Here is a 16,894-nt window from a genome sequence, read left to right on the forward strand (position 1 = left end):
AACATCCGTTTACTATTCTATGTGGGCGGTGGCCTATACGTTCCTGTATCGTGCAAAAATTGCAACTCCGACAGATTGATAAGCTTGCATTATCTTGATTCATTCTACAATTAATTAAAAATGAATTTGCTTCCTACTAAATCCATCGAATTGGATTGTACATATAGGCCAAGTTATCGTGAAATCCCCAACCTATACCTTTCGTTTTCAAAACACAGGCATCTTGACTTCACGATTCTTAATCAGTGATTTGGGTCCTTTCCCTTTCTGATGTCGGCCCGCCGATCAACATGTATTCTTAAAAACACTTGCTCAAAACAATTCCATCTGATCCACCCGTGCATCTATTCGCTCCAATGTTTCGGGGTAATGATCTCTGAAAAAAGCATGCTGAACACGCTTGCTCGGTTCAATAATTTGCTTGGAAGCATCCGAGGTGCTGCGAAGACGGCAGCTATACACAATTGGAAAATAATCCTGTAGAAACTTGCCCTCCGCATGCGCGGTCAAAGCAATAATCTGGAAACCCAATTGCTCGGCAATAAAGAACACGGGGCTAAGCACATGCTCGCTGGATGCCTTGCCAAACGGGTTATCGAGAATAACCGCCCGATGCAGCTTTCGATTGGCTATAATATATTGACGCCGTTCAGCCACATAGTTCAGGAGGCCAAGGAACAGCGTCATGTTTTTGCTCCATTTCTCTCCGCCGGACCAGCGATTGGATTGTTCCCAGGAGAAGGCCGCTTTGGTAACCTGGTGATCATTGGTAACTTTTCGGCATGTGACCTTCATGGCCTCGTTTTTCAGGACAACCTGAAGCAGTTGTCTCGAATCAAGCCATTTCTCCAACCTTTTTCGCATCTCGGCTTGTTGCAATTTTCCCTGCTCGTCCACAAATTGCTCCCGCTCCAGCTGAGAAAGAATCCATTCGATATGACCACGCACACGCTCCTTGCCCTCTTGCTCCTCCCACTCTGGAATAGAGAAACTATAGATTTCCCGCCAGCCGTCCCCCGTCTTTATACGCGTCTTTTTCGGAAGCTCTCGCAGCTCCTGTACAATATGCTTCAGATGCGTATGAATGCGTCCAATGAACTCCTGCAAGTCACGGTCATGGCTTTGAATCGTTTCCTCCATAATATGAAGCGCCTTCTGGATCCTTGTCTCCATCGTTTGTCTGAATTCCACGACCTCTTCATAATTTTCCTTCAGCTCGATTCCCTGAATAGCCATTTGGCGAAGCTTTACATCCTTTACCCGTGTATTGCAATAATGCTTGAAGCTGTCCTTGCCTTTGCGGACAAGGAGTTGCTCTTTGTCCATCTTCTGCAAATGAGCCTGCAGCTCTGCAATGGCGTGTTCGCTGGAATCCATACGCGCGTAAGTGAAATCCAGCAGCAGCCGCTCTTGGATTGTTGCAGGAAGCAACCCCGGATCATTCAACCGATGGATCAGCGTATGCTTGTCCCATAATTGCGTCACGCGCTCCAGCTCTTGAAGCTGCCGTGCTACCGCATCGTTTCGCTGTTGCCATTCCCTCTTCTCCCGCTTCAGTTGCTCGCTTTCCTGTTGAGATTGCAGCCTGATTTCCCCCAAATTACCATCAAACCGCATTGGCTGCTGACTTTCAAATAACTCGTGAAATTGTTTCAGCAAAGCTTCCATGCGTCCTTCATGGTTTTGCAGCTTGGCATTGAGGCCCTGCAGTTGTTCCGTCAACTGAATCAATTCGCTGCGATTATGCTCGACTTTAACCCATGCTGCCTGCTTCTCTTCTTCCAGCTCAATGGGCAATGCCATTTCCCTGTTCAAGTCCGAATGCTCGCGCAGCAGCTCATTCATGCCTTTTTCCGCCACCTGCGCTTTTTCCCGCTCATAGGATTGCTCCATTTCCAGTTGACTCTGTTCTTTCATCAGACCTTCACGCTCGCGTTCCAACGCTTGACAGGCTTGCTTTAGCTCAGTCAATGAACGGCTCGATTCCACATAAGCAAAATCCTGTACCTTCCGGTAAAAGTCCTCATTGCGAAGCAAATGCAACCCCGTTTTTGCATCATAAATGGATTGCTGCGTAGTCGCTAACTCTCCTTCAACTGACTTTAAGCTGATCTGCTTCATTCGGACTTGTCTTTGCAGGCCGCCAACCTGCTCCCTGATCGGTGCTAGCTCCTTTTCAAGCTGGCTTCTCTCCATGCCCAGTGCCGTATAACGCAGACCGTCCTTCAACCAATCATTCAGTTGATGAATCATATCCTGCATTTCTGTCAGCTCATCACGATATTTATCCATTTGCTCTTCCAACTGCAGGGATCGCCGATCATGCTGCTGAACCTCCTGCGCGTACGAAATCAGCGCTTCACGGGACGAATGAAGCTGCTGCTCCAGCGATTGATAATGGGACAGAGAATATTTTTGCAGAAATTGAGAGAATTGATATTGAACCTTCTGCCATTGCGCCAATTCCTCTTCCTTGTTCTCCCGCAATTGTTTAATCTCCTGAGCCCGTTCAAGCAACCCCGTTTTCCACTTCAGGAAGACATTTTCTTCTTCATTTCCTTTCCAAAACGCGGGAACAGCCCACTGTTCACCGAAGAGACGAGCATTATTCCCTTGTAAAATCGCCGTCGCCTCGACTGTTCCGAGCACACGAATCGGATAGGCAAATTCACTGGCGGCAAGCTTCTGGAGCAGGAGCTTTTTTTCGCCGTCAGTTGTGATTAATGTAACGGACCACAGCGGGTCCTTCACGACTTCCGGGGTCTTGCCATCCGATTGGAAGTTCCGGGCATACTCCGTGCCGATTTGCAGCAAATGGAATTGCCGGCCCCATGTTTGGACTAGCCGCTCAATGACGGAATCCGCAAAAAATACATCCTGCTCGTAATAATCATCTACATAACGATAAGCAAGCCGCTCCTTCTGCAAGGATGCCGCCTTCTGCTCCTGCCGTTTACGAACGCCCTCCTGAAGCTGCTCCCCGATTGAAGCTTCCTTTTCAAACACGGAATGAAGCCGTTCCCAATTGGGGCGAAGGCTGGACAATTCCCGTACCAACGCCTCCTGCTCCTCATGAAACTGCTCCTGCTGCCGTTCAAGCCGGGCCTGCTCGCGTTCCGTCTGGCGAAAAGCCTCCTGAACCGCTCTTTGGCGATCCCGAATTACGCCTTGCTCCTCGTTCATCCCCTTGAGCTGCCGCAGATAGTCAATACGCTTCTCCTCCAGCGATTGCTGACGCTGTGACCAGAGCGGCAGTTGATCCTCCACCTTTTCCAGCGTTGGATTGGCTAAAATCGCATGAGCGATTTTTTCCTGCTGTTCCTTTTTGTCCTGAAGCTGCGTTTGCTTCTCCTGAAGCTTCAGCTCCCAGGACCAAATGTCTGCACGCAGACGTTCCACTTCCTTTAATGTTCCTTCTTGCTCCCGCTTCAAGGTCTCAAGCTCGGCCTCATGCTCCCTTAATGCCTTCCCCATCTGCTCCTCGTCCCGGGCAAAAACCGTTCTCAATTCGCCGCAGCTTTGCTCCCACTGCTCCTGAAGCTGCCGCTCATCCTGACTTTGCTCCAGCCTTGCGAGCTGCTCCGACAACTGCCGAAGCCGAGTCTCTGCAGCCTCCCGAGCTGTCCGGTGTTCCGAATATTTGAGTGAATAAAAAAACCGCTCCGCCCCGGAAAGACGTTGCTGAAGACCATCCAATTCATTCTGCAGCTGGCTCAGACGATGGAGCAATGCAGATTGCTCCTCATCCGCCTCGGCGAGCTCAATGGACTTGAGCTTTACTTCAAGCGCTTCGTTCTGCTTCATCCATAGCTGTAAACGACTCTCAAGCCCCTGCTGCTCCGCCCTCTGCTCCTCATGCTGAACCAAGGAAAGACGATGAAGCGCCTTGGCCTTTGCCCGCGAACCATTGTACGCTTCCTCCACCTTATGCAAGCCTTCGTGGATGCGCATATAATGGCCCAGTTCTTGCAGTATCAGTTTATTTTCTGTAATTTGCTCCTTCAGCTCTTTGTAGCGCTTGAAGCCTTCGCGATGCGAATGGAAAAGCTCGACAAAGCTGTCTGGCTCAAAACCCTCCATCGCTTCCTCAATCGCGGGGATAAGCAAACGATCAAACAATTGGGACGTTGTTTTGCATTCATCAAAAAAATGCTCAATCCCGCCCTCCGTGCTATTGATCTTGGCAACGGCTTCCCACTCCGAGGCAATGATCTGGTAATGCTCCTCCAAATGGGCCTTGTATTCCTTGATGGTTCCAAAGGTATGCGCCGTTAACGGAAAGCGCTGCGTCATAGAGGCATAATATTCCTGGATCTCTCCTCTGTCCGCAGGCCTGCTATTCCCCATGTAAGACTTCGCAAACGGAATATTCTCCAATCCGTGCGCATCATGCTCACCGTATTCGTAGGCATATCGATAGGAGTCGATCCCGCTAGAAGTCAGATATAAACTGACGCAAGTGACAGCATATCTGCGACGAGGCTTATCGTTCAAAATCCATTCAATGGCAACATGCGCAGGTCCGTTCTCCAGAAGAAGCGTATCCTTGAGCTTTCGTCCGGCCAAATCCGCATGCGGGAGCATAGCCTGTAACGCCGTTTGAATAAATACCGTTTTACCGCCCCCGTTTTCCAGAATGATTGCGCCGTTAAAACCGTCAAACAGAAAAACCTCGTCGTTATACCTTTTATTTCCGCCTTCATAAAGGACGTGGGTAAATCTAATTTTCGAAATCGACGGCATGCTGCATATCCTCCTCCTTGCCTTGCTTCTTGCGATCGTCCAGACTGTACAAAAAATTCAAAACTCCCCGATTATATTCCAGCTCCATAAAATACCGCTGCACAATGACTTTGGTTTTTTCGGTTAACGCCAGCTCGCTTTCCCCAACCTCTTCAGCCAGCCCCTGATCCAGCAAAAACCTTTTCACCGAATCAAGAAAGCTCATTCGGCTAATCGTATTTCCCGTTTGACGCTTTACGGTTTCTTTGATGTCATCCATCGCATCCCATTTTTCAATAATCGCCGACCAATTATAAGAGAATTCGCTCTCCAGCCCCTTCAATTGCTCCTCGTCATGCTCTTTGAGCAAATCAATTCTCTCCTGTACAAGAACGACCCAATCATCAAGTTGAACAAAATTGCGGGTTGGCTCCAGACTTTGATAGCTGTCGTAAAAGGCCCCGATAAACACAATCAGTGTCAAATACATCAGATAAAGGTCCGCATTTACCGCGGATCCCTTTAAATAGGTCCTTTTCAAATAGTCGTTGCTCACATGAAACGGGGACAAACGGGCGATTGGAATTAGGTACAGCTCATCTCCCGCCGCAATAACCGCACAATCCACCTCAGCGGCAAACTGGTCAACAAGCCCTCTTAACTCATCATCTGCTATATATTCCTGCAAGCGGTCACGCTCCACCGAGCCATTCATAGCCAAGTGTGAATAAAGTCGAAAAGCATTCATAACGATTTCATTGCTATAGGAATAGGACATGCCGCTACTCACCCCACTTCAATTTCATATTTTGAATGCCGTAGCGTGTACCCGTTTCCACCATGCCGGCATGTTCGGAGACGACCAGCACCCGTTCCCCAAGTAAACGCCACACTTCATCCATTCCTGCTTTATCATCTTCACTACGATCTGTAATGGTTGCCCGAACGGGGCTTCGCTGATGCAAAATCAGCCAGAAATCATAAAAACTGCGCTTGTCAAGCCAATGCTTTACCTCATGCTCGGCAAGCTCATCCACAAATTGTTGCAGCTCAAGCTCCGGCTCAGACCCTTCATCCAGCTTCTTCATTAACAGCTCCATAATATCCTTGAAGAAGGCTCCACGCTTGATCGTGAATTTCAATTCGTTATCTTCATCGGCAGCTGTCAAAAAGCCTTCCTCGCGCGGCTCCTGCTCTCCTCTTCCAGCAATGCTTTGTTCCGCGAAAAGTGTCAGTGGAGACCAGACTTTCCTCCGCTCAAGCCCAATAAATGGAGCCATAATCCCCTTCATGGATTCCAGCGGAAGCGGAAACCCGAATATTTTGCTTGCAACATCCTGCTCAAAATTAAACGAGCTTAATCCCGTATAATACAGAGATTCCCTCGCAGATGACAACGCTTGATTTTTCAGCTCCATACATTGCTGCAGCAAGCCGTCATGCTCGGCGTGCACCTTCTCCAGTTCGCCGGAAATCCGCAAAATATAGGAATAGGCTCGTTCCTGCTTTTCCATCGTATCATTACCATACAACCGCATAAGCGTTTCCTTGACAAATTGACGAAGCTCGTCAAATTCTTCATTCTCACGCTGCAGTCGGAGGTAGATATCCTCCAGTAATCCGCTGTACCGCTTTAGCGTTTCTTCCGACACAATACTGCGCTTAATCTCATGTCCAAGCTTGAGGATTCGTTCCTTCAAGGACTCGACATCGACCCGCATCTCATTTATTTGCCGCAATGCTCCCTGAAACTCGCCTTTTTCAAGCTGCTTGCGCAAAACAAGCTGATGAATCGACAACTGAAACTCCGAATAAAACTCTTTCGTCGCAAACACAAGCTCCAGCCCATCCTCATCCAGCGCATAAAATTGCGTGTTATGCTTAGCATCAAAAGCGTTTGCTCTCAGAATAGAAGTATAAATGGTTTGTCTCTCGTCCGTTTCCCAATTGTAAAAAGCGAACTCGCGCTTTTTGCCTGACGACGGTCGAAAAACCTGGATAATGTCACGCGCCAGCTGTTCGCTTTGGGGCAGACCCACGTGTAGTTTTCCATCAATTACGCGGTGCAAATAGTGAGTCAGGTCCTTCACGCCCGCCTTTGTATTTCTCATGAGCTTTTGTTCAAAAAAGAACAGCAGCGCAAGCAGGCCGAGCTCCATCATATCAATAGGCTGTCCATTGTCATCGGTCTGTTTTTTACGCTGAAGCTCAAACAAAGGATCAAACAGCGCCACCTTCGACATGCGCTCCTGAAAGCCGTTAAGCGTGCCTTCTAGTTCAAATCGGTCCATTGCTTCCATGTCAGGCCCCTCCATATTCCTTGCAGTTGCTGAGTTGACAAAACCTCTTGCGGATAATACCCGCCTGAATGAAGACAGCTTACAATTTGCTCCCGGCGCTCCGCGGAGAAATACGGAAGAAATGATGATAAAGCCTCCTCGCTTCTCCTCTGATTCCCCTTCCCCAAAACGTAAGGCTGCTCCAAACAAGCCTCATAAAAGGGACGCGCCGGAATCATATTCTGCTGCTTGTTTACTTCGTGCCAGATGCGGATGCCTTCATAGTCCAAGTCTCCAAAATAATAGAAGATATGCTCTCTGTCTGTTACTGGGTATTGCAGGGAGAACATGTTCAGGTTTCCTGTTATTTTATTGCCGCAGCCATAGATTAGTGTGCTGAAAGCACTGGATGGCAAAACGGGAAGCAAAGCTTGAAAAGTCGTTTTATTCTCCACAATCAAATGCAGACATCGTGAATGGGAGGATTCGCCTGGCGGAGAGGGATTGACGGCAAGCATTAACGGATCGGATACCGGGTGGATCTGCAACAGATCCCACACGCCAAGCCGATTGAGCAAGGCTTCTCCGCCAAGCTCGGTGATCCATTTCTCATTTCCCGCAATCTGAAAACTCCGCTCGGGAGCAGGAACCACACCTGTTGGCAATCCGTTTGACTTCAGGAAGGAATCGATACGCTGTATCCATGGCTTGTCCTGTACAAACTGCTCTTCCGGAAGCGCAAAATAACCCTCCAGTTGAATGGCTGGATGAAGGGTTAAATGGTACTTCTGCAATTGATGGGCATGGTGTTTTTTGAGTAATGATTTGTTAATGCGATAGCGATAAGCAAGCGAGGGCTGCTTCATTGTACGGCCGGCGGCCTTTATTGCTTCCAATACCTTTTTTTGCTCCAAATCAAGGATTGCCGCACTAAATTGTTGCGGATCGGCAGCCGACTCTTCAAACAGCGATTGCAGGTCCGAAAGCGTAACTGTCGTATGTTTTACTGAGCTTAAATACTCCTCTATGATTTGTTTTATATGCATATCAATAGCTCCTGTATGTAAGGGGTGGCTTTCACCTACCATTATACCAAAAAATTGCTGCTGCGCTTGATCAAAGGTTGCTCCCTATGTACCGAAAAAAAAGCACTGCGGCTCAGATCGAGCACACAGTGCGCAGTTAATTATTGAGATTTAAGATCATACAAAAAGACGACTTCACCTAAAAAAAATCGTATCCAGCATCCCCTGCTACTCCGGCGTTCCTTGCGTCACTCCGTGAATATACGTTTGCCATGGCGTATCCAAAGCTCCTTGGCCGGGATTGTAGGTGAAGAAATATTCCACCGTATCTCCCTGCTGAAGGTTGTTAACCGGATAGGTGTAGTTACCGTTCCCGATATGGGTCATGGCGACATTTAATTGCACTCCATTATTGACCTTGTAATGCAGGTCTGCAAAAGTCGCTCCATTGACATAAAACAGCAGGTTATTTCCTGTTTTTTTGATGCCGCGAACCGAGTCTCCAATTACGATAACCGTAGGCGGAGCCTGCACGACCGTAATGGTTGCAGCAGCCGTTTTGTTGCCATCCGCCGTGGTAGCCGTTACCGTGGCGGTACCGGGGGCAACTCCCGTCACAAGTCCCGCTTGGCTGACGGTAGCAACGGCAGAGTTGGAAACGGTCCATGCCACTTGCTTGTTGGTCGCGTTAGAAGGCGCGACACTAGCGTTTAACTGAACCGTTTGCCCAGCTTGCACTTGTGCCGCCGATTGATTCAGCGTTACGCCGGTTACGGCTACATTGCCCGGATTTCCGGGATTGCCGCCTCCCTCTTTATAGACGCGCACATATTCCACTTGCATCGTGGCCGGGATATCCGAAGGACTTGGCGAAAGCCCGCCGTCAAAATGCCCCCCTACCGCCAGGTTCATGATCAGATAAAACGGCTCATCGAACGGTGCGTTCGGATTGTTCGGCGCCGCCACGGAATACCATTGCTCCCTGGTCACCTTGAAGAAAAACTTCCCGTCCACATACCATTTGAAATTATCTTCTTCCCAAACCATACTGTACACATGGAAATCGTTGGCGAACGTTTGACCTTGCGGGAAGTGGTATTCGCCCGCCAAATACCGGTTAACCGGCCACTGGCCTCCGTAATGAAGCGCGCCGCTGGTCGTGCCGGGCAATCTGCCCTTTGCTTCCATGATATCGATTTCACCGGAGGCGGCCCATGCGCCGTACACGGAGTCCTCCGGCAGCATCCAAAGCGCCGGCCACAGCCCGTTGCCCGTCGGCAGCTTGGCGCTGATATCCACGCGTCCGTATTGCAGGGACAACTTGTTCTTCGTGTTGATTTTGCCTGAAGAATAAGGAGCATAGCGGTTCGGGTCTTGAGGGAACGACTTAGGATCATTTAACGCCCGGATATTCAGCTTGCCGTCTTGTACGAAAACGTTCTGGGAGCTATTCGTGTAATGCGCCAGCTCGTTGTTGCCCCATCCCCATGTATTGGGGTCGTTGTTGAGATAATAACCTTGCTCATAGTTCCACTTGCTCGTATCCAGCTGAGTTCCGGTAAATTCATCCTGCCAAATCAACGACATCCCGGCTATAGCCGGATTGCTTGGCGTTCCGATTGCAATGTCCTCCTGATCGCTTACATCCGGGCGAGGCGCATTGGGATTGCCAATTAACGTATAGTAGACGAAATTGCTGCCGATATTGCCGCCGGTTTGCCCATTGAGCGGATAACCGACTCGGATTTGCATGTCCACCTGAATAGGCTGGAACCACAAGCCGTAAATATAGTCGGCCCAATAGCCCCATTGATTGGCATCCGACATATTGTTGTAGCCGCTGCCGGAATAGACGAAGCTGCTTAGCAAGGAATTGCCAAGCTCCACCCACTGACCGTTCCTCAAAATCTGATAGACGAATTGATCAAGCTCCGTGCCGATTGGCGCTCCTCCGTCGATTTTGGGCAGAGGGATGCCAATGGCGCCGCTTGCGTCAGCGGAATACGTCGTTCCGTCGTAAGGCGTTAGCGCATAGCCGTTACGCACCGGCTCGTTAAAGGTAATGGTATACACGAGGCTGGCCGACGACGTTTTCGATTCCAGCTTGACGTTGATAGACTCCGTGACCGTAAACCAGTAACCGCCGCCTCCTTCGGTGAATTGTCCAAAGTTGCTGTCGTAAATCCAGCCGCTGGCCGCATTATTTTCAAGGTCGATCCAGGCCGTGCTGTTGACTGGTTTGACGAACACCTTCAGATCGTCGGCTACCGCTTCGTAGGTAATGGCTGCGTTATTGTTGAAAACAGGATACGTAAAGCCCGCGCCGCCCGTGAAGCCTGCCGTAATTTGCGGCCCCTGCGTTGGCGTCATGGACGTGATCGTTGTTGTATTTATATTTTGAAAAACCAAGGTATAGTTGAGCGTAACCCCGTTCGCTTTGGAGTATAGCTGCACTTCCGTCGTGGCGGACACAATAAACCAATAGCCGTTTGCCCCGCCGTCGCTCCAATGTCCCCAGTTTTGGTTGTAGACGAAGCTGCTGACGCTGTCGATATCGACCCAATTGCCGCCAACCTTCACTCTGACGCCAACGTCATTGACTACATCGCTCCAGGTGGCGGAACCGCCGTTGAAGATCGGCATGACAAACCCGTAACTGGCTTGTCCTAAACCCGACTTCGAGATAACAGGCCCATCCGCCGCTGAAAAATACGCCATCGATGTCACAGTTGTTCCATTAGCCTGTACGCTTGCGGCAGGCAGCAATCCTCCACCCACCACCATTGCATACACCAAAATCAAGCTCAACCATCTTTTCCCCCAGCTTGCACGATAGAATGACATCTTAAGTCCTCCCTCTCAAATGGAATAGCTGCTCCTTGCGCTTCCGAATTTGAAGGTTCTTATCTGCGATGCACTTGTATACGCTTACATTTTGTGCGAAACATCGTCGATGCTTTACTTGCCCGCCTTTCACTTCCGTTTTTCACGAAAATACTGCGCTTTCCAATTTTCAACATTCCCGGTAATCCGCTTGCAACACCTCCCGTAGACCGATTAATCTCCGTTGGTTGTCAAGATCATGCGGTCGCTCTGTCGCCGTTAGGGATTCCTTCATCATCATTTACAGAGAAACCGTAGCGTACTTCTCTGTAAAGCTCTGGTCTTGCTTCTATTTTATCGAATGGCCTGATGGCTAGAAAAGGGACAATAATTTTTGTTTCATCCCAATTTTTTGGTTTGCGCATCAACCCGATCTCGCCGAGACCAGGCTGATTTTCCTTTCTCTACACCAATTCAATCGAAAGCTTCTTCAGTTTGCCCTCACGAAGCAGAAGAGCCCAGAAGCGCTGCTCCCATGACAGAACACCAGCCAACCCTCCCCGGATAAACGATCGCGGCCGATCCAGGCTTTGGCATCCATTGATCGGGACCTTTTCATATGCCAGATAAGCGGGATCGAACTCCAGAATGGCATTGCTTTTGTGATCGATGCCGAAGCTGCAGATGCCTTGGCCCCGATTGACGTAAAAGGACCAGATCGGAATGCCTTTTACTCCCGCCAGTCCGGGCAAAAAGCTGGTAAACGGCGCAAGCGTGCCGTAGCCCCGCAAAATAAAACAATCGTCTCCCAATTCATAACGCTGTGTCATGGCATTGTTCCTCTCCTTCGACCTTCCGCCGCATTTGCTGACGGTACTCCGTAGGCTGCATACCCATCACGTCGCGAAAGGCGCGGGTAAAGCTTTTGTAGCTTTCGTAACCCACCATCGCCGTTACCTCCACGATTTTGTGCTCGGTCCCGGCCAGCAGACGCCGGGCCTTGTCGAGACGCACGTCGCGCAAATATTCCGCAAAACCTTTGCCGATATTTTTTTTGAACAGGTTAGAAAAATAGGCGTAGTTAAGCGAGACGTGGTTGGATACCATCGCCAAATCCAGCGGTTTATGATAATTTTCATGAATAAAGCGGATCGCTTCGTTTAAATCCTGCGAATTGCGGTAGCTGCATTTGAATGCATCGTAAAATTGATTCAGCCGTAGAAGCTGCCCCTGAAGCGCCCCAATGTAGTCGCGGATTGCCGGATAGTCGAACATGTTGCGCAGGCAGTCGATATCCAGCGCTTCCTCGCCCATGTAAGGAGCAATCACGCGTTCGTATTCCTCCAGCATTTGCGCCACGGCGCGGCATAACTGCACCGTGTAGCGCACGTTGTACCGCTGGAGCAGACTTTTGTTGAACATTTTGGATATGCCGTCGGCGATTTTCCCGCTGTTCGTTGTCCCGATCAGTTGAAAGAGCGAATACAGCTCCTCGTGGGGAAGCTGCCAGTGCTGCTCCAATCCTTCGATATGCGAGGGCAGCAAACAACGCTTTTCCGGAAAAAGATAACTATGCCGGTACAGTTCCATCGCTTGCGAATAGCTTTCCGGCAATGCCGCAAGTCCGCGTCGGAGGTCAGTGATCGCAACAACGGCCCCGATTCCTTCGTTTTGGAGCGCGGCAGGCAGCGCATGATGATCGGCGGCTGCGTCCACGGCAAAAATAAGATGTGGTCCCCTCTGCAAGCATAGACAGCTTTGCCTACCGAACAAGCGGTAAACGATAGACTCCATCGTTCCCGCGTTGCTGCCGCCCGGCCGGTTAATCCATATTTCCTCCCGAAGCAGGCATAACCGGTAATGACGCCACAGCTCCGGATGAAGCCGTTCGGTTTCGGCCACCCACTCCGGGTCGTTAGCCGCGCCTTGCATGTACATCGCAAGCTCCTTGCGGTCGGCTTCCCGCGCGCGCCGAGAAATATGCTTCATGTTGCGCGATAGCGCCTGTCGCGCCCGCACCTCCTGCAATACATGCTCCACGGCGCTTTGCAAATCCTCTCGCTTGACCGGCTTGAGAAGATAACCTTTAGCGCCAAGACCCATCGCTTTTTGCGCGTAGGCGAAATCGCTGTAGCCGCTAATAATCAGATAATCGACCTTAATCCGTTCCTCCCGCGTGCGCGCCATCAACCCCAGACCATCCATCTCCGGCATCCGGATATCGGTAATGACCAGTTGGATGCTGTTTTGCCGCAGGATGTCCAGCGCTTCGACTCCGCTCGCCGCGCTGAACACGCCGTCAAGCTCCAGGGGAAACTGGCTCAGCATAGCCTGAAGCCCGTCGCGTATGTTCTTTTGATCGTCCACGATCAGAATATTGACCATGCCCTACCATCCTCCAAGATTGGCATTTTCCCACGGCAAACGGATCGTCACGCGTGTATAAACGCCCTGCTCGCTGTCGATCCAAAGACCGCAGCCTGCGCCGTAATGAAGCTGAAGCCGCTTGTGCACATTTTCCAATCCCAGTCCGTTTTTGCCCGCCACAATCGGCGTATCCCAATCTCCGCGCAGCACGTCTTGCAAATCGGCCAGCATGCCGGGCTCCACGCCCGCGCCGTCGTCCTGTATTTCGATTCGCAGCAGGCGCTCCTGCTCCACCCAGACGGTCAGCTTAATCCGCACCCCTCCGCCTGAAGGCGCCGCATGATGCACGGCATTTTCGACGATGGGCTGGATGCACATTTTGGGGATCGCGTACCCTAACACCTCATGGGGCAGGTCTCCCTCCAGTTCTATACCTCCGCCTTCCATGAAATTGACAAAATGAATATAGCTGCGAATATTCGCCAGCTCCTCTCCCAGCGAGACGGTGTCGCTTCGCCATTTCATGCTGTAGCGAAGCTGTGAGCCGAGCGAAACCAGCGCTTCCGCGATGGCAGACTGATTCTGCACCTCCGCCCGCATGCGGATGGATTCCAGCGCGTTGTACAGGAAATGCGAATTGATTTGCGAATGAAGAGAATGGAGCTGGGCGTTTTTGGCGACAAGCTGCTTGTCGATCACTTGCGTCATCAGCTTTTTCAGTTCATCCAGCATATTGTTGTAGCTAATGGCTACCTCGTCGATTTCGTCGCCGGTTTCGCGTTCGTCCAGACCTGTGTCTATTTTGGCATCAAGCTGTCCCCTCCGTACTTTGCGCATGGAGATCAACACGCTGTCAAGCCGGCGGAAAATCCGCCTTGTCGTATGCGAAACCAACACCAGCATCACCAATAAAACAGAGAGCGTAATGATAATGACGAGCGCATACAAATCACGAGGGCCTTTCATCAAATCCTGATGGGAAGCGATATCCACGACATAAGCATCCAGCGGCGCGATATAGCGGTACATGGCATAATACGTCCCGTCTCCAACGCGAACCTTGACAGGATTGCTTTGCTGCAGCACATCCAGATTAGTGCGAACGCTGCCCAGAATATCATCCAGCCCCTCGCCGGCGTGCCGGAGAAATGCGTGCTGCCGGTTGTAGATGTACCGGGATGTATCGCTTCCGTCCATGATAACCGAGAAAAAATCGCCTCCCGATTCCTCCAGCAAATCGCTGAAAAATACGTCGTGCGACATCCGGACCTCCATCATGCTGGGCCTCTTCAACTGTTGATCCTGCAGCCGCACGAGCCGATAGAAGGACAACGTATTTTCGCCATCCTTAAAAGCAAACAGCCGATAGGCCGAACCCCCTTCGTCGCGAAGCTCCGCCCAGTAGCCTTGCGGCCAAAACTTGTCGTAGTGGTAAATTTCGGGCCAGATCTCATACAACTTGGGATTATCGATATAAAAGCTAAGCTCGCTGATCATGTCATTGCTTTCAATAATGTTATGCATTTGCTCAAACTGATTTTGCTTGAATTTTACTAGGCGCAGGCCGTCCGCTGTCATATCGGAGTGAATAAAATCGACAAACGCTTTTTGCGTCAGCGCGGTCGAGGAAACGTTTTCAAGGATGCTCATGCGGCTCCGCAGCTGATCGTGCAGCCGCGAGACATGGCTCATGCCGCTTGTCATCGCTTCTTTATAAAGCTGCTCCTCCTGAATGCGGATAAATAGAAAGGAAACCACGATAACCGGTATCGCAATCATCAGGCTGAATGCCAAAAAGAGCTTTTGGGATATGCTGGCATTGCGGTAGATTTTTCGGATTTTCATCGGCAAATGGTTCATGTCGGCGCCCTCCCCTACTCCTGTAATATACCATATATTACAATTCGGCAGACAGCGGCTTTATCTATTCTCCAAGCCGGTCAGGCCCGCTATATAGGGGATTGCCGGACGCCATTCAGGCGACCGGCTTCCTTTCTTATTGCTCCGACATTTTGGCTTTGCGAGCGTCCAGCTCTGTCTGCCTGAAATCCATGACCTGCTGGAAGCCGTAGCTGTCGCGGCGGGCCAGGAAATTTTCGAATATTTTATCGAATGCGGCTTCGTCCTTGGCGGTAATCAGCTCGGGCAGCACTTCCTCCCAGTTTTGCGAGATGCGCGCCCATGCGACCGCGGCTTCGGAATCGCCAAGCGGATCAAGCCCTTTATAAATGCCGCTGTCGATATCAGCCTGCGCGTTGGCGAAGTCCTCCATTTGTTTGATGACGGCGGCTTTCTCCGGTCTCCACTGGTTGATAATAACCGGGTTGCGCATCATCCAATACGTATCCATAATGCCGTATTCCTTCTCCATTCTTTCGATGTCCGTTTCCAGCAGTTGAACCATTTCTGGCTTCAGCTGCGGCTTGCCGCTTGACGAATCCCAGGTTTCGCCTTCTTTGCCAAGGAACAGGTCCATTTGGCCTTCCTCGCTTGCGAGATAAGTCAGAAAACGAATCGCGCGGTCCGGATGTTTGACGGACTTGCTGATCATGGTAACCATCCAGCCGTCCATATTGCCAGGGAACAGCTTGGCGGAATCGCCGTTGCTGTTTTGCGGTCCGTCCACTGCGATGTAGTAGGAATCCGGATTGGCGCTTGCGGCCAGCATCGGGTTGACGGCCACCATCCCCGTCCACTCGCGAATCATCATAAAGTAACGGGCGTTGTTTGTTTTTTCCTCAACCTGCGTATCGGAATCCACCAGGAAGTCCACGTTGATCAATCCGCGTTCGTACGCGGTGCGGAACGTTTTCAGCCAGGCAAGGTAGTTCGGGTCGGTAATGCGGTCGTATACCTTGCCGTCTTTTTCGTGCGGCACTGCCAGCAGGTTGTGCAAATATTCCGTCATGCCGTACGGCACGTTGCCCTGTGCAAAAAACGGACTGATCGGCTGTCCCTTGTATTGCGAATATTGGTCCTTGATTAGCTGCAGAGCATTCAGGAAACCTTCCGGCGTCGACAGGTCCGGGCGGCCCATTTCCTCGTAAAGGTCTTTGCGCACCAGAAACGTTTGGTTCGCCGCCGTCATGCCGGTTTCATGCATCAGATTCGGACTGTAGGAGTCGTTTGGAACGCCGTAGGTATTGCCGTTTTCCTGCCGGTACCACTTCAGAGTGCCATCGCCCGCCACCTTGAAAAAGTAGGGATCGTATTGATCGGCCAGCTCGTTCAGGGCATAAACGTGATCGCCTTCCCACAGCTTTTTGACAGCGGTTTCCCAAGAACCCATGCTAATAATGTCCGGAAGCTTGCCGGAGGTCATCATCAGCGTAATATGCTCGTTGGCTTCGCCGGACGGAACTTCCAGCTTTACGTTAACTCCCGTTTTTTCCGTCACGTATTTGGAGGTCAAGCTTTCTCCCCAGGAATGCGCATACCAGGACGCGCCGACGAACCAGGTCAAATCAATCGGGCTGGTGTCGAGCCTCCATGCCGGCTCATCGGGATTCAGCGCTGTTTCACCCGGCGTAGCTTCGGGTTGCTGCGTGCTGTTCCCGTTTGTTGGAGACGGATTGTTGTTACCCCCGGAATTGGTGCAGGCAGCCAGCGTAAATGTCAGCACAACAGCCATGGCCAACATCAGGCCTTTTTTGAATGACTTAAGCTTCATGACAAGAT

At 50.7% G+C, this 16,894-nt stretch carries 10 protein-coding genes; all 10 read right to left on the reverse strand.

Annotated features, from left to right (window positions below):
- Positions 1–312: 312 nt before the first annotated feature.
- The 10 genes from ACX93W_RS07520 to ACX93W_RS07565 all read right to left on the reverse strand — a co-directional run bounded on the left by ACX93W_RS07520 (position 313) and on the right by ACX93W_RS07565 (position 16,886).
- Positions 313–4,743 carry a coiled-coil domain-containing protein gene (locus ACX93W_RS07520; RefSeq protein ID WP_459391672.1) on the reverse strand — a complete coding sequence of 1,477 codons (4,431 nt, stop codon included), beginning with the start codon at positions 4,741–4,743 and terminating at the stop codon, positions 313–315.
- Positions 4,721–5,500: a DUF6063 family protein gene (locus tag ACX93W_RS07525; RefSeq protein WP_459391673.1), complete on the reverse strand. Its 780-nt coding sequence runs from the start codon at positions 5,498–5,500 to the stop codon at positions 4,721–4,723. The genes ACX93W_RS07520 and ACX93W_RS07525 overlap by 23 nt, the downstream gene beginning before the upstream one ends.
- 4 nt (positions 5,501–5,504) lie before the next feature.
- A complete protein-coding gene (locus ACX93W_RS07530) occupies positions 5,505–7,022 on the reverse strand; it encodes a replicative DNA helicase (protein WP_459391674.1) in 1,518 nt (505 codons plus the stop codon).
- On the reverse strand, positions 6,995–8,047 hold the full coding sequence (locus ACX93W_RS07535) for a Wadjet anti-phage system protein JetD domain-containing protein (RefSeq protein WP_459391675.1): 1,053 nt from the start codon (positions 8,045–8,047) through the stop codon (positions 6,995–6,997). The genes ACX93W_RS07530 and ACX93W_RS07535 overlap by 28 nt, the downstream gene beginning before the upstream one ends.
- Before the next feature lie 207 nt (positions 8,048–8,254).
- Positions 8,255–10,870, reverse strand: coding sequence for a family 16 glycosylhydrolase (locus ACX93W_RS07540; RefSeq protein WP_459391676.1), 2,616 nt, complete (start codon positions 10,868–10,870; stop codon positions 8,255–8,257).
- A 236-nt stretch (positions 10,871–11,106) separates the two neighbouring features.
- Entirely contained in the window at positions 11,107–11,274 is a 168-nt protein-coding gene (locus ACX93W_RS07545) for a hypothetical protein (protein ID WP_459391677.1), read from the reverse strand.
- Positions 11,275–11,313: 39 nt separating this feature from the next.
- A complete protein-coding gene (locus tag ACX93W_RS07550) occupies positions 11,314–11,679 on the reverse strand; it encodes a hypothetical protein (protein WP_459391678.1) in 366 nt (121 codons plus the stop codon).
- Positions 11,663–13,234 carry a response regulator gene (locus ACX93W_RS07555; protein ID WP_459391679.1) on the reverse strand — a complete coding sequence of 524 codons (1,572 nt, stop codon included), beginning with the start codon at positions 13,232–13,234 and terminating at the stop codon, positions 11,663–11,665. Before ACX93W_RS07555 ends, ACX93W_RS07550 begins: the two co-directional genes overlap by 17 nt.
- 3 nt (positions 13,235–13,237) lie before the next feature.
- Positions 13,238–15,076 carry a sensor histidine kinase gene (locus tag ACX93W_RS07560; protein WP_459391680.1) on the reverse strand — a complete coding sequence of 613 codons (1,839 nt, stop codon included), beginning with the start codon at positions 15,074–15,076 and terminating at the stop codon, positions 13,238–13,240.
- A gap of 136 nt (positions 15,077–15,212) precedes the next feature.
- Positions 15,213–16,886 (reverse strand): extracellular solute-binding protein, encoded by a 1,674-nt coding sequence (locus ACX93W_RS07565; protein WP_459391681.1) that lies wholly within the window; start codon positions 16,884–16,886, stop codon positions 15,213–15,215.
- Between the last annotated feature and the right edge of the window lie 8 nt (positions 16,887–16,894).

The sequence above is a fragment of the Paenibacillus sp. CAU 1782 genome (assembly GCF_054551715.1).